The organism is Halomonas sp. AOP43-A1-21 (assembly GCF_052376775.1).
Classification (GTDB): domain Bacteria; phylum Pseudomonadota; class Gammaproteobacteria; order Pseudomonadales; family Halomonadaceae; genus Vreelandella; species Vreelandella colorata.
The window spans coordinates 23955-41069 of record NZ_JBQSWC010000030.1 but is presented as its reverse complement, the minus strand read 5'-3'; the positions used below and the strand labels follow the sequence as shown (position 1 = coordinate 41069).

Sequence of the window (17115 nt, the reverse complement as noted above, 5' to 3'; positions counted from 1 at the left end):
TGACGATGTATAGACGCAAAAAAATCCGCGCCGATCTAAGTGATCTCGCAGACAATAAATTCATTGGGGATATATAAGCAATGGTGCCCGGAGCCGGACTTGAACCGGCACGGAGTTACCTCCGAGAGATTTTAAGTCTCTTGCGTCTACCAATTTCGCCATCCGGGCAGTGCAGTGGGTGCATCTTGCACTTAACACAAAAGTGGAGGCTGGAGTCGGAATCGAACCGGCGTACACGGAGTTGCAGTCCGCTGCATAACCACTCTGCCATCCAGCCTAAAAAGTCGATGGAGTGGGAAAAGAGATTTGACCGGGCTGGCGCTCCATCGGACTGACGCCTCAGCTTTCGACCCTACCTGCTTACCGCACTATCCAAGTTGGAGCGGGAAAAGAGATTCGAACTCTCGACCCTCGCCTTGGCAAGGCGATGCTCTACCACTGAGCTATTCCCGCTCGACTCGAGGGCGAATTATACGCATCGTTGCGAGCTTGTCAATCAACAATGTCTTAAACATCACGCCCGAGTAATCAACTGCTTACATGGAGCGGCTAAGATGAGGCCAGGCAGCTTTGAGATATTGAATCATTGACCAAAGCGTCATGGCCGCAGCGACGTACAGCACTACTACACCCAGCAGGGCGATTTCATGCGCGGGTGGCAGCGCCAGAAGAATCAGCAGGGCCACCATCTGTAGCGTGGTTTTAAGCTTGCCGACCCAGGAAACCGCCACTAGGCCGCGCTTACCCATTTCTGCCATCCACTCGCGTAGGGCGGATATAACGATTTCACGGCCAATGATGACGAGCGCAGGTAAGGTCAGGATGAGTGTATCGTAGCGTTCAATCAGGAGCGCAAGCGCCACCACCACCATCAATTTATCGGCCACTGGGTCTAGAAAAGCCCCAAAGGGCGTTGACTGATTCCAGCGACGGGCCAGGTAGCCGTCCAGCCAGTCGGTCACTGAAGCCGCTGCAAACAGGCCCGCAGCAAGTGGCATACTCCAGTTGTACGGCAGGTAGAACAGCACCACTAAGAGTGGAATAAAGGCAACTCTTGCCAGTGTAAGTATGTTGGGAATATTCATCGCGGGCGGCGATCCTTACCGGAGAGTCATTAAATTCGAAATGTAGGGTAGGGACATTCTATCCCCCTTGGCGAGCAGCATCTATGCCCAAAGCGGGTTTATCCGTTAAGGGCCAGATAAATACTCTCTGCCAGCGCGGCGCTGATCCCTGGAACACGCGATAGCTCGGCACGGCTGGCCTTCTGGACGCCCTGTAACCCGCCGAAGAAGCGCAGCAGTTCACGGCGCCGTTTAGGGCCGATGCCGGGAATGTCCTGCAGGGTAGAAGTACGCCTGGCTTTATCGCGCTGGGCGCGGTGTCCTGCAATGGCGAAACGGTGTGATTCATCGCGAATATGCTGAATGAGGTGCAGGGCTGGGGATGCGGGATCCAGCGGCAGAGGGTTATCCGATGTTTCCAGAAACAGTGTTTCAAGTCCCGCTTTACGCGTTGTGCCTTTGGCCACGCCTAACAAAATAATATTGCTGATAGCGAGCTCATTAAGTACCTCGCGAGCCATGTTGAGCTGACCTTTACCACCATCGACAATTAAAATATCCGGGGCTATGGCTTCGCCGCTCTGAACACGTTTCAAGCGGCGGGTAAGCGCCTGTTGCATGGCGGCATAATCATCGCCAGCCGCCACCCCTTCAATACGAAAATGGCGATAGTCGCTCTTGCGCGGGCCCTGATGATCGAACACCACGCAGGAGGCCACGGTGGCTTCGCCCTGACTATGGCTGATATCGAAGCACTCAAGTCGCTCGGGCATTGATTCAAGCTTCAAGGCTTTTTGAAGGGCAGCAAAGCGCTGGGTCAGTTGGGTGTGGTTTGCCAACTGAGATGCCAGTTGCTGTTCGGCATTGGTCATGGCGAGCTGCTGCCATTGGGCGCGATGTCCGCGCACCTGGCTTGTAACGCGAATACGTTTGCCTGCCTGTTCGGTCAAAGCGTCAGCAATCAGCTCGCTATCGTCCAGGGTGTGGCTGGTAATGACTTCACTGGGAACATTATGCGGCTGGCCAAAATAGTACTGGCTGACGACGTCGGTCAGTAGGGCTTCCGGGGTAAGATCCAGACCATTCTTAGGTGCATGGTGACGAGCACCCAGCATGCGGCCATCTCGAACGCTTAATACGGAAACGCCCATGGCGCCAGGGCGTTGGGCAAGGGCGAAAATGTCCGCATCGCCGCTCTCATTATCGACAAACTGGCGCTGCTGTAGCTGACGCAACTGCTGTATCTGGTCGCGAAAACGGGCCGCCTCTTCAAAATCCAGCGCTTGGCTGGCCGCTTCCATCGCCTGGGTGAGCGCTTGGGTGACATGCTCGCTTTTGCCTTCCAGGCACATGATGGCATGCTCGACATCGCGCCGGTAATCCTCTTCGGCGATATAGTCGACACAGGGAGCGCTACAGCGCTGAATCTGGTGCTGCAAACACGGCCGTGAGCGGTGCGCAAACACGCTATCTTCGCAGTTGCGGATACGGAAGATTTTTTGCATTAGCGAAAGGCTTTCGCGCACCGCGCCACTGCTGGGGTATGGCCCCAGGTAGCGACCATCATCGCGACGCTGGCGTGCGCGTTTATATTCAAGCTTGGGGTAGGCGTGGCGGTCGGTCACGAAAACAAATGGGTAGGATTTGTCGTCCCGCAATAAAATATTGTAGGGCGGGCGCAGCTCCTTGATAAGCGTTTGCTCAAGCAGCAGGGCCTCGGTTTCGCTGCGGGTTACGGTGATCTGTACATCCGCAATCCGCGCGACCATTGCCTGTGTCTTGGTGTTTAACTGGCCACGAAAATAGCTGGCAAGGCGTGCTTTTAAGCGTTTCGCTTTGCCTACATAAAGAGTGTTGCCGCTTTCATCAAGCATTCGGTAAACGCCGGGCGAGGTGCTTACCGAGCTTAAAAACTGCTTTGCGTTAAATGTCATTGCACCGTATCGAGCGCCGAGAAGTGGCTAAGGATGTTAGGTTTATCCCTGGCTGCCGTCAAAGCCTTCCACTAAACCGTGGCGCAGTGCTAAATGGGTTAGCTCCACATCAGTGGCTACCTGTAGTTTATCAAACAACCGGTAGCGATACGTATTAACCGTCTTAGGGCTTAAATGCAGGCGATCAGAAATGTCCTGCACACGCTGACAGTTGACGATCATCAAGGCAATTTGCAGCTCACGATGCGACAGATGACTAAACGGATTGTCTTCGTTGGTAAAGTGCGCCAGTGCCAGGCGTTGAGCAATTTCCTGGCTGACGTAGCGACGGCCATGGAAAACCTGGCGGATCGCATCAGTCATTTCCGCTGCATCAGCGCCCTTGCTCAAGAAGCCTGAAGCACCGGCTTCAAGCATGCGTCGTAGCACGCTATCTTCCATATGCGCGGTTAAGATCAGTACCTTGACATCTTCCATTGTGCGATGAATGCGGCGCGTGGCTTCAAGTCCCCCTATTCCGGGCATGCGTATATCCATTAGCACTATGTCCGGTTTCAAATGGCGGCACTGAGTGACTGCGCTTTCGCCATCGTCGACCTCGCCTATAATTTTAATATCACTTTCTTCGTTTAGCAGGTGAGCAATACTGGTTCTCACCAGGTGGTGATCATCGGCTATTAGAACGTTGATCAAGGGGCTAGCTCCTGCATGAAAACATAGTGGGCTCAGGCGATGGCCTTTGACGCTGACCCATAGAGTGCCACAGCTAAGTATAAAGGAGAATTAGTAAGGACTTAATTGAACGGAGGATTGACCTCGATCTAATTTCATAATAGTATTCGCTCGCTGTCCGCCAGGATGGTTGAAGGGGCCTTAGCTCAGCTGGGAGAGCGCAACACTGGCAGTGTTGAGGTCAGCGGTTCGATCCCGCTAGGCTCCACCAAGATACAATCAAAAAGCCTCGCTATTCATAGCGAGGCTTTTTGTATATGCCCAATTAATGACATGAATTTATAAGTTCATGCCATAAGTCGTTTTGATTAGCCGCTAGCATAGTGTGTGCAGCGGCTAGCCAATAAAAAGACTTAGCTGTCGATGCGGCCCAGCAGTAGAAACTCGATCAGCGCTTTTTGAGCATGTAGGCGGTTTCCAGCTTCTTGCCATACTACGGCGCGCGGGTCTTCAAGCAGCGTTTGACTGATTTCTTCACCGCGGTGAGCAGGCAGGCAGTGTAAGAAAAGCGCATCGCTTTTCGCCTGATCCAGCATGGCTTCCGTTACTTGGAAGCCAGTGAAGTCTGCTTCGCGCTTGGCTTGCTCTTCTTCCTGACCCATGGAAGCCCACACATCCGTGGTAACCAGGTCAACGTCCTGAACGGCAGCCTGTGGGTCGTGCGTCAGCGTGACGTGATCTCCGGCCGCTTGCATAATGTCTGCGCGTGGTTCATAGCCTTTCGGACAGCAAACGCGCAGCTTAAAATCAAACTGGCGGGCCGCGTTAATCCATGAGTGGCACATATTGTTGCCATCGCCAATCCAGACAGCCGTGCGGCCTTTTACGCTGCCGCGCAGTTCGGTCCAGGTCATTACGTCGGCGAGCAGCTGGCAGGGGTGGTAATCATCGCTTAATGCGTTGATAACGGGAACGTTGCTGGCGCTGGCGTATGTTTCGAGCCCAGCGTGAGAGAAGGTGCGAATCATGACGGCATCGACCATCTCAGAAAGTACCCGCGCGGTATCTTCGATAGGTTCGCCGCGACCCAACTGAGTATCACGCGGAGACAGAAACAGCGCGTGTCCGCCAAATTGCGCCATGCCGGTTTCAAACGAGACGCGTGTGCGCGTGGATGACTTCTCAAAAATCATCGCCAGCGTACGGTTAGGCAGTGGAGTGTAAACCGGTCCGTTAGCTTTAAGGTCGGTTTTAATTTTAATAGCACGCTGAATCAGATAATCCAGTTCACCGGGCGTCAAATCCAGTAGGGTAAGGAAATGGCGTGTCGCCATGGTTGCTTCTCTCCGCGCAAAAACACCATCCTAGCGAGGCAGCGGGGGATGCGCAACGCGAACGGCACGCGTAGAATGGCGTCCAAAGATTAAAGCCGAGTGTCGCACTCGGGTATTAAGGTAGGTGACAGACGCCTGAATGAACTGCGTTTTATTTCTTGCGTATACTTACCTGCGTCGCGCTAGTTCTTTACTTAAGGAGTATCCACATGAGCACAACAGCCGAAAATATTCAGCGCCAAATTAGCGAAAATCCCATTTTGATTTATATGAAAGGCTCGCCCCAACTGCCGCAGTGTGGGTTTTCAGCTCAGACCGTTCAGGCGCTAATGAACTGCGGTGAGCGCTTTGCCTTCGTTAATATCTTAGATAACCCCGATATTCGAGCAGAGCTGCCCAAAATTGCCAATTGGCCTACTTTTCCGCAGCTATGGGTAGAAGGCGAGCTAGTGGGAGGATGCGATATCGTGATGGAAATGCACCAAAGCGGTGAGCTGGAAACGCTGGTTAAAGCCGCCGCGCAGCGTGCTAACGTCGAAGGCGGCGAGCAGAACGCCTGATGACGATGCCCGGGTTACCTGCTCGGGCGGTTGGCGGGCTGAGGCGTAGCCGCTAGAATGGCGTTTTATCACGCATTGTGGCACCTGCTGTATTGAACTAATGCACCATCAGGACAGCCCGCCGAAGGAAACATTGCTCAATGAGCTATCAGGTTCTGGCCCGTAAGTGGCGGCCACGTACATTCCACGAGCTCGTGGGTCAGGCCCATGTTCAGCGTGCCTTGGTCAATGCGCTTGACCAAGGCCGTCTTCATCACGCCTATTTATTTACTGGCACCCGTGGGGTGGGTAAAACCACCTTGGCCCGTATATTGGCAAAGTGTTTGAACTGCACGGCCAAAGGGCGTGGTGATGAAGGCATTACTTCAACGCCTTGCGGTCAATGCGATAGCTGCCAAGCGATTGATGAAGGGCGCTTTGTCGACCTGATCGAAGTCGATGCAGCTTCACGCACCAAGGTTGAAGATACGCGTGAGCTGCTGGATAACGTCCAGTACGCGCCTACCCAAGGGCGTTATAAGGTGTACCTGATTGATGAGGTGCACATGCTCTCCACCAGTAGTTTCAATGCGCTGTTGAAAACGCTGGAAGAGCCACCGCCTCACGTTAAATTTTTATTAGCAACTACCGACCCCCAAAAGCTCCCGGCAACGGTGCTTTCACGCTGCCTGCAGTTCACGCTTAAACATATGCCCCCCGAGCGCGTTGTCGAGCACTTAACCTATGTGCTGGGTGAAGAGGGCGTGGCGTTTGATGAAAGCGCGCTATGGCTATTAGGCAAGGCGGCTGAAGGCTCCATGCGTGATGCCATGAGCTTGACCGACCAGGCGATTGCGTTTGGTCAGGGCGCCGTGCGCCATGTCGATGTGGCGGCCATGCTGGGTACGCTCGACCACCGGCATATTTTAGCCTTGGTGGGGGCGCTGGCCGATGTGGACGTACAGCAGCTCTTGGCCGAAGTCGCCCAGCTTGCTGAGCAGGGCCCTGACTTTGCCGCCGTGCTGGACGAGCTTTCGGCCATTTTGCACCGGCTTGCTGTCGCCCAAATGGTGCCGGACGCTGTTGATAACAGCCACGGCGACCGGGAAGCAATTTTACAGCTGGCCAGCCGCTTTACCGCTGAGGATATTCAGCTTTACTACCAGATTGGCATTCAGGGGCGAAGCGATATGGTGCACGCCCCCGATTTGCGCAGCGCGCTGGAAATGACTCTGTTGCGCATGCTGGCGTTTCGGCCCCAAGGCGTTCCCAAGCCGCCGCGCACGCCGCTACCGCTGCGCGCTGAGCCGACAAGTTCTGGTTCTGCACCAGCGAGTACGCCTGCCCAATCGTCTGCTCCGTTGCCCGCTAGTAATAACGTTCAAGCGGAGCATAAAGCTGAAACTGAAACGCCGGTTAAGCCGGATGTAAAGGCGGCACCTGATGCAGGCAACTTCGGCAACACCGACGCTGCCAGTGCCAGCCCAGCCTCGGCTGATATCGAAAAAAAACATACTCAACAGCCGGGCTCTGATGAAGGCGCCGACTTGAAAGAGAGCTTGAAAGAAAGCTTGAAAGAGACAAGCGCTGAGCCTGAGAGCCGCATCGAGCCGCCCGATCTTGCGGCGTCTAACGCTGACAATCAAATGCCGCCGCCCTGGTCACTTGATGACGTCGCCCAGGCGGCAGCCATGGAGCAGGAATCTGCGTTTGAGCCTGACGCTGTTCCAGCTCCAGCTCCAGCTCCAGCTCCAGCTCCTGAGCCTAAGCCTAAGCCTAAGCCTGAGCCCGTATCACAAGCGATGGTAGCGCCGCAGCCTGAAGAAGCCGCGTCGGAGTCTGTCGACGCACCAGCCGTGTCTGCGTCAGAAGTAAAAGCCCCTGCGCCGACAGAAGAGCAGACCCTGTCGATTGCAGACGTAGCGGATCAGTTACTTGATCATGCGAAATGGCTGCTATGCTTTGATTCTCTGGGGTTGGGCGGATTAACGCGTAGCCTTGCCGCCAACTGCCTTTTAGAGAGCGACGATGGTAAAACCCTGACGCTGCGCCTGGATCCAAGCCAGGAAGCCATGCAGGCAGAGGTTCATCAGACGCGTATTGAGCGGGCATTGAGCGAACAGGGAATGCCGCGTCGGATAGTGTTTGTGGTCGCGGAGCTTTCCACGCAAAGCGAAACGCCTCGTCAGCGTGAGGGTCGGCTTAATCAAGAGCGGCATGTGCAGGCCGTTGATCTCTTGAACCACGACCCCAATATACAGAAATTACAGCAGGCGTTTGGCGCAACGCTCATTGAATCGACCGTCAAGCCAGCGACTGCAAAGCGTTAGCATTTAATCCAATACCTGTTTTAACAGGTCAGTATTTAACCCGCTAGGAGAGCGCGCCATGTTTAAAGGTGGAATGGGCAACTTGATGAAGCAAGCCCAAGAAATGCAGGACAAAATGCAGCGCGTCCAGGAAGAGGTTGCCCAGTCAGAAGTACACGGCGAGGCAGGCGCAGGCATGGTCAAAATTATCATGAACGGTCGTCATGACGTAAGCCAGGTGACGATTGACCCAAGCGTCATGGAAGAAGATAAAGAGCTGCTGGAAGATCTGCTGGCAGCCGCTGTCAACGATGCGGTACGTAAAGTCGAAGCAAACTCTAAAGCGAAAATGGAAGAAGCCACGGCAGGCCTGAACCTACCGCCTGGTTTTAAGATGCCGTTCTAAAGAATGAGATTCTCTCCTCTTATTGAACAGCTGATGGATGCGTTTCGTGTGTTGCCTGGCGTTGGGCCTAAAACGGCCCAGCGCATGGCAATGCATCTGCTTGAGCGTGAACGGGCAGGTGGTCAGCGGCTTTCATCGATCATCCAAAAGGCTATCGATGAAGTCGGTTATTGCCAACGCTGCCGTACGCTGACGGAAGCGGATATTTGCGCCATATGCGAAACGCCGCGTCGCGATGATGCACTGCTTTGTGTGGTTGAGTCGCCAGCAGACCAGTTGGCGATCGAAGAAGCGGGTGGTTTTCAGGGGCGTTATTTTGTGCTGCATGGTCATCTATCGCCGCTGGATGGTATCGGCCCCGACGCCATTGGCCTTGAGCAGTTGGAAGCGCGGGTGGCGGAAGGCCATATCGAAGAAATCGTTCTGGCGACCAACCCGACTGTTGAAGGCGAGGCTACGGCGCACTATATCGCCGCCCAGCTGTCTGACTACGGTGTGCGGTTTTCACGTTTGGCCTATGGTGTTCCCATGGGGGGAGAGCTTGAATACGTCGACGGCGGTACGCTAAGCCGAGCGTTTAATGGGCGTCAGCCTTTTACCAGTGATTAACCCCACCCCACATTGCAAGCGCAATCGCGGTTGTAGCAACCTGGAAGTATGCTTTGTCTTCTCTAGCCTCCCCCTTATACCAATGGATTGACAGCCCCGAGGCGCTTGATGCGGCTTGCGAGCAAGTGGCCAATGCCACTGTTATCGCCCTGGATACCGAGTTTTTCCGTGAAAATACGTTTTTCCCGGTACCGGCATTGATCCAGTTTGCGGCCGGTGAGCTTGCGTATTTGATTGATCCGCTGGCGACGCCCTGCACGCCTGCTTTTCGTAAGCTCCTGCAAAACAGTGCGATCAAGCTGCTGCATGCCTGTAGTGAAGATCTGGAAGTATTCCAGCACTGGGCAGGTGTATTGCCCACGCCGCTGATCGACACCCAGGTAGCTCAAGGATTTCTCGGCGAAATGCCTTCAATGGGGTACCAGAAGCTGGTTGAATTCTGGATGGGCGAAACTTTGCCCAAGGAGGAGACGCGTTCAAACTGGTTGGAGCGGCCTTTAACGCCTGCACAGTGCGAGTACGCGGCGCTGGACGTTATCTACCTGCTTCAAGTCTGGGCGCTTCAGGCTGAGCGATTGGAAGAGTTAGGGCGCTACCGCTGGTTGAGTGAAGAGTGTACTGGCTTGATAGATCAGGCGGGGCGCAGCGTCGAGGCTGATGGTCAGTGGTATATGCGTAACCGTCAGCTGTGGCGGCTGAATGCACGTCAGGTGGAAGCTTACCGCCTAATGACCATCTGGCGTGAAGGAGAGACACGACGCCGTAACTTACCGCGCAATTGGCTGATCAGTGACAAGCTCCTGTTCGCGACTGCTGAAGCGATGCCTAAAAGCCGTTATGACCTGGCCAACGTGGAAGGCTTTAAGCCGATGCTGGTCAAGAAAGAGGGCGATACGCTGTTAGGGCTGGTTAAACAGGCGCAGCACGGCGAAGAGAGTGACTTGCCAGAACGTTGGCCTGACCCGATGCAGCCGGCGTTTAAGCAGCGCTTCAAAGCGCTCAAAAGTGTTATTAACGCCAAGGCGGGCGAGCTGGGAATGGCTTCAGAAATGCTGATGCGTCGGCGTGATATCGAAGCGCTGGTAATGCAGGATATGGCTGGGCAGCCACTGCTGCTACCCGAAGGGTGGCGGGGAGAGTGTCTGGCGGATGCGTTGGGCCAAGCGCTTGAGGAGTTGTCAAAATGAGTGACAAGCTGCTTTGCGAGATTTTCAAAAGCTCGCGTAAAGAAGAGATGTACCTATACGTTGATAAGCGCCAGGGGGTAAAGCCCGTACCTGAAGCGTTAATGGCAACGTTCGGTAAGCCAATTGCGGTATTAACGATGATTTTAACGGCGGATAAAAAGCTTGCACGCGTTAACACCGAAGACGTGATCAGCGCGATTGAGACCCAGGGGTTCTATCTGCAGATGCCGCCCGCTAAAGAGGACTATCTACTCGACGTGCATCGGGCGCAGCAGAGCGCGCGCGGCTCGGCGCAGTAGCGGTTTGCCGTGAATTTTCTTGCCCATGCGTGGTTGGCATCAAGCGGCAACGATGATTTCCTGTACGGAAATCTTGTTGCCGACGGCGTCAAAGGCAGTGATCTAAGCGCCTGGACGTCTGACGTGGCATACGGTATTCGTCATCACCGCAAGGTTGATGCCTGGGTGGATCAGCACCCCAGCGTGCTGGGTGCCAAACAGCGGGCGCCCCAAGGCAAGCGCCGCTATGCGGGCATTGCCCTGGATATCGTTTGGGATCATTTTTTGGCACGCGATAAAGCTGGGCGTGACGAGCAGCAAAAGCTTGTGACTCGCTGTTATGACCTGCTGTCGGCAAGGTCTGCGCCCAATCGCCTTGAGGCCATGGTGCCCTATTTGGTCGAACACGACTGGTTAAGAAACTACGCTGATTTTGAGTTTACCTGTAATGCGGTAGCGGGGCTTGGTCGGCGGCTTTCAGGCCCTAACCGGTTGGCAGAGCTCATCCCATGGTTGCACCGCGACTACGCTTTATTGGAAGCAGATTTTCAGAGCTTATGGCCAGCGCTAAGTGCCACGTTAAGTAGTTCAGGGCGTAATGCCCAGTGCGATAAGTCGCAAAGAGAGGAGTCATGATGGAAACCACAATGCGCGAGCGCTTTTGGGAGCGTTACACGCTGGAAGAGCTAACCCCACAAGAGTGGGAGGCGCTGTGCGATGGCTGTGGCCAGTGCTGCCTGTTAAAGCTGCACGATGATGAAACCCAGGAGCTTGCGGTATTAAACGTTGCCTGTCGGCTTTTGGATATTCAAAGCTGCCAGTGCAGTGATTACGAGAATCGCTTTAAAAGCGTACCGGACTGCACCCAATTAACCCCCGCGCTGGTTAAAGAGTTTACCTGGCTGCCTGCCTCGTGCGCTTATCGGCGGGTTGAAGAGGGCAGAAAGCTCGCCGGTTGGCACCCGCTGTTGAGCAACGATGCAGAGCGCGTACACCGTAAAGGGGTTAGCGTGCGTGGCTTTGCCGTTTCTCAGGATGACGTGCCCGAACGGGCGCTGGAGTCTCACATTATCGCCGTACTGCCGATGTAGGCAGGCACTTGATCAATGTCTTAAATAACGCCCTCCCTGGCCTGACAGTTAGGCAGCTGACTTACGCTTAGCGCTATTCCAGATCGTTAAAAATACGTCCTTAAACGATGCGGGAGGCTGAGCGGCTGTGTTTTTAGCTGGTTTGGCTTGCTTAAGCGGCGTATCCCAAATGGTGGGGAAGTTTTCCTGATGCTTCATGCTCTACTCCAGTGCTAGACATAAGTTTATGCGACTAATGTTTTGTACGACTAATGTTTTATGCTACTAAGGTATAGTATGGCGCAGGATTATTTTTATGGAAAGTATTTTCAAAGAATAAAAAGCAGCGCAAGGGCTGCCTAAAGCGATTGTTCTTTTGATAGGCGGCTCAACTCCCTGAGCCGCAACGTGTTTGAATGCTTACGCCTTGAAGCTTGTGCTTAGAGAGCGCCTAAGCCCAATGCCCAAAGAATAAACGCGTCTTGGCGGGCGGTGTCGCGCCACGCTTTAAATCGGCCGGACGCCCCGCCGTGGCCGCTGCTCATATCGGTATGCAGCAGAATGGGCGCACTGCCTTGCTGGTGTTGCGTTACCTGCGCGTAATATTTGGCCGGCTCCCAGTAGCTCACCCGTGTGTCAAACCAGCTGCCTTCGATCCATAGGGCCGGGTAGTGCTGGGCGGTGATATTGTCCATCGGTGAGTAGCGTTGGATGCGCTCGGCCACCTCGGGCTCTTCTGGATTGCCCCACTCGCTGTATTCTGCGGTGGTCAGCGGAAGGTCAGGGTTTTGCATGGTGCGCAAAACATCCAGAAAGGGTACATCCAGCAAAGCCGCACAAAAGGCCTTAGGTGCTCGGTTAATGCAGGTGCCCACTAGCAAACCGCCTGCACTGGCGCCATAGGCTGCTATCCGGTCAGGATCGCTAATACCGGTTTCCACCAGCGCATCCCGGGCCGCTAAAAAGTCATTAAAGCTGTTCTCTTTATGGGCCATTTTACCCTGCAGGTACCAGGGCTCACCCCGTTCGCCACCCCCGCGCACGTGGGCCACGGCAAAGGCCGCGCCACGCTCCAGTAATTCAAGGCGGGCAATCGAGAACCACGGGTCAAGTGCCTCCCCATAGGCGCCATAGCCATATAGCAGGGTGGGCAGCGGCTGATCAGCCAGGTCCGCGCGCATTACAATGGATACCGGCACCTGTTCGCCATCAGAGCTGGTTGCCCAGATTCGACGGCTTACCAGCTGTTCAGGTGTCAGGGCGCCATAAACCGGTGCGCGCTTTAGAAGCGTCCGTTCGCCGCTGGTAAGGTCCAGTGCAAACCAGCTGGGCGGTTGCGTAAACGACTCCTCACGCAGGCGCAGTATCTGGGTATCAAAATGCGGCGCATCTTCGAGTAGCTGGGAGCAGGGCTGTTCGGGAAGGTCCAAATACTCATCAAGCAAGCGATGCTGGTGCGCATCCAGCACCCAGCGGCGCAGCACGACCTGTGCCTGAGCATGATCGCGCTCAGCGATCATAAGCCCCCAGGAGAAGGCATCGATGCCTTCCAGGGTCACGTCGTCACGCGGTTCGATAAGCGGCTGCCACTGCGCTTTGGTGTCGCCCAGCGCGGATTCAGGCAGATAATCAAGCTGAAAATGTGTGCTTGCCTGGTTATGTACCCGGTAAAAGGCGCCGGGGCGATGGTCAATGCTGTACTCAACGCCTGCCTGGCGGGGCTGAACGCAGAGCGGCACCGCCGTAGGCTGTTGGGCCGGCAGGGCGTAGACTTCGCTGGTATCTTTGGAGCCGCTTTCAATTAACAGCCACTGACGTGAGCGTGTTTTACCGATGCCGAGCCAAAATTCAGTATCGTCTTCACGCAGGACAAGCGCGGGCTCGGCGTGCTTTTCAGGCGCCTCAAAAGGCAGTGATACCCGCCATATGCTGTCGGGGCGCTGGGTTGCGTCAAAGCGAGTAAAAAACAGCGTGGCCGAGGCAGCAGTTTGATCCTCACCCCAGCACAGACCGGCGCCTATATCGCTGATCAGTGCCTGCGGTTGGCCATTCGGCAGCGATTTGATCCACAGCGTATAGCGTTCGTCGCCCTGGGTATCTTCTGTCCAGGCGAGCCACTGCTCATCCGGCGAAAGGGCCATATCGCCCATTTCATAAAACTCTTCATCGACGGCGCGAGCCTGAACGTCAAAAAAGCATTCACGCTGCTCTGGGTGCCCATTGAGGTAACGCCACCAGCGAGGGTAGTCGTCTTCAGAACCGGTTTCGCTCCAGAACGTATAGTGGTCAAGCGGTGTCTCAAGGCTTGTGACGGAAAGCTCGCGACGCGCCAGGTGGCCTTTGTATAATGCCTCGGCCAACGGCGCTAGTGGGGCAAACCATTTTTCCTGCTGCTGATTAGCGCTTTCCAAAAAAGCGCTGACATCAGGCGTCTCGCGTGCTTCCAGCCAGTGCCATTTGGGGTCATTAGCGCGATAATAGCGCGCGACGGGAGAACCTGAGAGCGTGTCTGGCTGTGCTTTCATAAATTGATAGGTACCATAGCGGGAAATCAACGTCGGGTGCGTACACCCATATGAGAGGTATTATGCTGCTTGTAAATTCAATGTCACTGTTGTGGCTAAGTTATTACGGTATTTCGCTGCTGGTGTTAGTGGCTGTCTATTTTGCCCTGGCGTTCCTACCGCGTTTGCCACGTTTAGTGATCACATGGGGTGTGGGGGGAGCCATGTGGGCGCCAGCGTTTTTCCGCTTGCCCCTCATAGAAGAAGGTGAATTCTATACCGGGTGGGCGCCAGCGGCGATGGTTGCCGCGGTAGGTTTTTTAGAGCATAACGCCAGCGCAATCACCGGTGGCCTGCTCTGCCTGATCGTCGGCGTGGCAATTGGTGCGGTGATCGGCATTGCTCTCTGGTGGTGGCGCAGGCCGGCCAGCACGCCGCCCGCCAAGCGCGTCAAGCAGGATGTGGAAGATGATCCTCAGCCCACGCGTCGGCGCGAACCGGTTATCGGTTAATGTTGATGGTCACCGAGAAGGAGCGTTGCTATGTGTGAGCTGCTGGGGATGAGCGCCAACGTTCCGACCGATATCTGTTTTAGCTTTTCAGGCTTTTTGCATCGTGGTGGCGGTACCGGTCCGCACCGCGATGGCTGGGGTATCGCCTTCTATGAAGAGGGCGGATACCGGGAGTTTCGCGATCCCCACCCGTCGGTTGATTCCCCTATCGCCCGCTTGATCTGCGACTATCCGATTAAGTCCAACGTAGTGATTAGCCATATCCGACAGGCTAACGTCGGTGGCGTGCGTCTGGCCAATACACATCCTTTCACCCGTGAAATGTGGGGACGCCCCTGGTGCTATGCGCATAACGGCCAGCTAAGCGACTGGCAGGGTTTGCCTCTGGGGGTATATACGCCGGTTGGCAATACCGACAGCGAGCATGCCTTTTGCTGGTTGATGGGCCAATTGCGTGATGCTTTTCCGACCCCGCCAGCATCCCTCAATGCCTTATGGACAACGCTGCATGGCCTTTGCGAGCAGCTACGAGCATTGGGGGTGTTTAATTTACTGCTCTCCGATGGTCAATATCTCTACACCTACTGCTCCACGAAGCTTGCGCATATCACCCGGCGAGCCCCGTTTGGTGATGCCGAACTCTCTGATGCGGAAATAACGGTTAACTTTGCCGAGCATACAACGCCCAACGACGTGGTGTCAGTGATTGCCACCGAACCGTTAACCCATAATGAAGCGTGGGGGCGAATGGTTCCCGGCGAGCTATTAGTCTGGCATGAAGGAGAAATTAAGGCGCAATACTGTCCTTAAGGCCAATAGTCGCTACATTACTAAGTAGACATTGAGAGGGTGGCGTACGACTCGATCACTATGGCTAAAGTTTAAACACAAGTTTCAAGCGATCGTTTTACAGCATGCTGCGCGTCGTATATCGTTGGCTCTCTCACCTTACGACAATAACAAGGTCGGTAATATCATCGACATGGATAGCGGAGATTGCCCATGAGCGAACACGCCACAGCTCCTATATTACGCGGCCCTGAGCTTGAAGGGTTGGATCAGTACGACTCCATTACGGACGTTTTTAATGCTGCTGTCAGCCGTCATAAGGAACGGCCTGCGTTTAGTTGCATGGGCAAAACGCTAACCTTTGCCGACCTTGATCGTCTATCCGCCGACTTTGCGGCCTGGCTTCAGCACGAGACTGACCTTAAGCCTGGCGATCGAATAGCCATCCAGCTGCCTAACGTTTTACAGTTCCCGGTTGCTGTATTCGGAGCTATGCGCGCAGGTTTGGTAGTGGTAAATACCAACCCGCTTTACACCGAGCGGGAAATGACCCACCAGTTTAAGGACTCAGGTGCCAAGGCCGTGCTGATTTTAGCCAATATGGCTAAAAAGCTTGAAAACGTGGTTGATAAGACCGACATCAAACATGTGCTGGTGACCGAGCTTGGTGATCTTCACGGCTTACCCAAACGGTGGTTAATTAACGCTGTGGTCAAGCACGTGAAAAAAATGGTACCGGCTTACTCGTTGCCTAAAGCGATCAGTTTCCGCGATGCCATGAACAAGGGCGCCTCCTTAAAGTATACCGAGGTAAGCCGAAGCCAGGATGATCTGGCTGCACTGCAGTACACCGGCGGCACTACCGGCTTGCCCAAAGGGGCGATGCTCACGCACTGCAACCTGATTGCTAATATGCTGCAAGCACGGCTGGCGATCGGTACGCACTTAAAAGAAGGTCAGGAGCTGGTGGTTGCGCCGCTACCGGTTTATCACATCTATACGTTTACGGTTAACTGCCTGTTCTTGATGGAATCGGGCAATCACTCGCTGCTGATTACCAACCCGCGTGATCTCGATGGGTTTATTAAAGAACTCAAAAAAGTTAAGTTCACCGCGTTTATCGGTTTGAACACGCTGTTTAACGCGCTATGCAACCGGGATGATTTCAAACAGCTCGACTTTTCCCAGCTTAAACTGACGATTTCCGGTGGGATGGCTTTAACAAAGACGTCAGCTCAGCGCTGGGAGGAAACCACCGGCTGCCCGATTGCGGAAGGGTATGGATTGACAGAAACCTCGCCCATTGTGAGCTTTAATCCAACCGATGCCATTCAGCTTGGCACCATCGGCAAGCCCGTCGCGGGCACCGCTGTGAAAGTCATTGATGCTGAAGGTAATGACGTAGCACTAGGCGAGCCGGGTGAGCTCTGCGTACAGGGCCCTCAGGTAATGAAGGGCTACTGGCAGCGTGAAGATGAAACTCGTAAGTCCATTGATAGCGATGGCTGGTTTTTCACCGGCGATATTGCGGTACTTCAGGACGATGGCTACATCCGCATTGTGGATCGCAAGAAAGACATGATCTTGGTGTCCGGGTTTAACGTTTATCCCAATGAAGTCGAAGATATCGTCGCCTCTCACCCAGATATTATTGAAGCAGCGGTGGTTGGCGTGCCGGATGAAGATGCCGGAGAAGTCATCAAGCTGTTTGTCGTGTCCAAAAATAGCCAGCTAGATGCTGCAACGCTGCGTAGCTGGTGTAAAGAGCAGTTAACGGGCTATAAAGTGCCCAAGTACATTGAGTTTCGTGACGAACTGCCCAAAACGAATGTCGGCAAGGTATTACGCCGCGAACTACGCGATGAAAATACGCGATGAAAAAAAGCCAGCGTCTAGCGACAGCCATTA

The 17115-nt window shown here is 54.5% G+C and carries 17 protein-coding genes and 4 tRNA genes; 12 read left to right on the top strand and 9 right to left on the bottom strand.

Annotation, left to right across the window (positions count from 1 at the left end):
- Positions 1-81 precede the first annotated feature (81 nt).
- From ACT3R7_RS15750 to uvrY, 6 genes are all read right to left on the bottom strand, one after another.
- Positions 82-168, bottom strand: a tRNA-Leu gene (locus tag ACT3R7_RS15750).
- A gap of 35 nt (positions 169-203) precedes the next feature.
- A tRNA-Cys gene (locus ACT3R7_RS15745) sits at positions 204-277 on the bottom strand.
- 101 nt (positions 278-378) lie between these two features.
- Positions 379-453 (bottom strand) — tRNA-Gly (locus ACT3R7_RS15740).
- Positions 454-536: 83 nt separating this feature from the next.
- The gene (gene pgsA / locus ACT3R7_RS15735; RefSeq protein WP_192539739.1) at positions 537-1085 is read right to left on the bottom strand and encodes a CDP-diacylglycerol--glycerol-3-phosphate 3-phosphatidyltransferase; all 549 of its coding nucleotides are present in this window, start codon (positions 1083-1085) and stop codon (positions 537-539) included.
- Between the two features lie 98 nt (positions 1086-1183).
- A complete protein-coding gene (uvrC, locus tag ACT3R7_RS15730; RefSeq protein ID WP_192539738.1) occupies positions 1184-2998 on the bottom strand; it encodes an excinuclease ABC subunit UvrC in 1815 nt (604 codons plus the stop codon).
- Positions 2999-3040: 42 nt separating this feature from the next.
- The gene (gene uvrY / locus ACT3R7_RS15725; protein WP_192539737.1) at positions 3041-3691 is read right to left on the bottom strand and encodes a UvrY/SirA/GacA family response regulator transcription factor; all 651 of its coding nucleotides are present in this window, start codon (positions 3689-3691) and stop codon (positions 3041-3043) included.
- Between the two features lie 174 nt (positions 3692-3865).
- Here uvrY and ACT3R7_RS15720 point away from each other — a divergent pair.
- Positions 3866-3941, top strand: a tRNA-Ala gene (locus tag ACT3R7_RS15720).
- Between the two features lie 142 nt (positions 3942-4083).
- On the opposite strand, the gene argF is transcribed toward ACT3R7_RS15720, so the two are convergent.
- The gene (gene argF / locus ACT3R7_RS15715; RefSeq protein ID WP_193092033.1) at positions 4084-5004 is read right to left on the bottom strand and encodes an ornithine carbamoyltransferase; all 921 of its coding nucleotides are present in this window, start codon (positions 5002-5004) and stop codon (positions 4084-4086) included.
- Between the two features lie 209 nt (positions 5005-5213).
- Between argF and grxD the strand changes: the two genes are divergently transcribed.
- The 8 genes from grxD (at position 5214) to ACT3R7_RS15675 (ending at position 11423) form a co-directional block, all read left to right on the top strand.
- The gene (gene grxD / locus ACT3R7_RS15710) at positions 5214-5564 is read left to right on the top strand and encodes a Grx4 family monothiol glutaredoxin (protein WP_192539735.1); all 351 of its coding nucleotides are present in this window, start codon (positions 5214-5216) and stop codon (positions 5562-5564) included.
- Positions 5565-5704: 140 nt separating this feature from the next.
- Positions 5705-7873 (top strand): DNA polymerase III subunit gamma/tau, encoded by a 2169-nt coding sequence (dnaX, locus tag ACT3R7_RS15705; protein WP_496199296.1) that lies wholly within the window; start codon positions 5705-5707, stop codon positions 7871-7873.
- A 58-nt stretch (positions 7874-7931) separates the two neighbouring features.
- Positions 7932-8258 (top strand): YbaB/EbfC family nucleoid-associated protein, encoded by a 327-nt coding sequence (locus tag ACT3R7_RS15700; RefSeq protein ID WP_192539733.1) that lies wholly within the window; start codon positions 7932-7934, stop codon positions 8256-8258.
- 3 nt (positions 8259-8261) lie between these two features.
- Positions 8262-8867 carry a recombination mediator RecR gene (gene recR / locus ACT3R7_RS15695; protein ID WP_192539732.1) on the top strand — a complete coding sequence of 202 codons (606 nt, stop codon included), beginning with the start codon at positions 8262-8264 and terminating at the stop codon, positions 8865-8867.
- A 53-nt stretch (positions 8868-8920) separates the two neighbouring features.
- On the top strand, positions 8921-10054 hold the full coding sequence (gene rnd / locus ACT3R7_RS15690) for a ribonuclease D (protein ID WP_193092035.1): 1134 nt from the start codon (positions 8921-8923) through the stop codon (positions 10052-10054).
- Positions 10051-10353, top strand: a complete 303-nt coding sequence (locus ACT3R7_RS15685) for a YcgL domain-containing protein (protein WP_018916801.1) — start codon at positions 10051-10053, stop codon at positions 10351-10353. Before rnd ends, ACT3R7_RS15685 begins: the two co-directional genes overlap by 4 nt.
- A gap of 9 nt (positions 10354-10362) precedes the next feature.
- Positions 10363-10968, top strand: coding sequence for an acyl carrier protein phosphodiesterase (locus tag ACT3R7_RS15680; protein WP_193092036.1), 606 nt, complete (start codon positions 10363-10365; stop codon positions 10966-10968).
- The gene (locus tag ACT3R7_RS15675) at positions 10968-11423 is read left to right on the top strand and encodes a YcgN family cysteine cluster protein (protein ID WP_018916803.1); all 456 of its coding nucleotides are present in this window, start codon (positions 10968-10970) and stop codon (positions 11421-11423) included. Before ACT3R7_RS15680 ends, ACT3R7_RS15675 begins: the two co-directional genes overlap by 1 nt.
- Before the next feature lie 48 nt (positions 11424-11471).
- On the opposite strand, the gene ACT3R7_RS15670 is transcribed toward ACT3R7_RS15675, so the two are convergent.
- Positions 11472-11621 carry a hypothetical protein gene (locus ACT3R7_RS15670; RefSeq protein ID WP_193092037.1) on the bottom strand — a complete coding sequence of 50 codons (150 nt, stop codon included), beginning with the start codon at positions 11619-11621 and terminating at the stop codon, positions 11472-11474.
- Positions 11622-11842: 221 nt separating this feature from the next.
- A complete protein-coding gene (locus tag ACT3R7_RS15665; RefSeq protein WP_193092038.1) occupies positions 11843-13927 on the bottom strand; it encodes a S9 family peptidase in 2085 nt (694 codons plus the stop codon).
- 62 nt (positions 13928-13989) lie between these two features.
- On the opposite strand from ACT3R7_RS15665, the gene ACT3R7_RS15660 reads away from it, so the two are divergent.
- The 3 genes from ACT3R7_RS15660 (at position 13990) to ACT3R7_RS15650 (ending at position 17085) form a co-directional block, all read left to right on the top strand.
- Positions 13990-14418: a hypothetical protein gene (locus tag ACT3R7_RS15660; RefSeq protein WP_193092039.1), complete on the top strand. Its 429-nt coding sequence runs from the start codon at positions 13990-13992 to the stop codon at positions 14416-14418.
- Between the two features lie 30 nt (positions 14419-14448).
- On the top strand, positions 14449-15228 hold the full coding sequence (locus tag ACT3R7_RS15655; protein WP_193092040.1) for a class II glutamine amidotransferase: 780 nt from the start codon (positions 14449-14451) through the stop codon (positions 15226-15228).
- A gap of 192 nt (positions 15229-15420) precedes the next feature.
- Positions 15421-17085: an AMP-binding protein gene (locus ACT3R7_RS15650; protein WP_193092041.1), complete on the top strand. Its 1665-nt coding sequence runs from the start codon at positions 15421-15423 to the stop codon at positions 17083-17085.
- Positions 17086-17115: the final 30 nt, after the last annotated feature.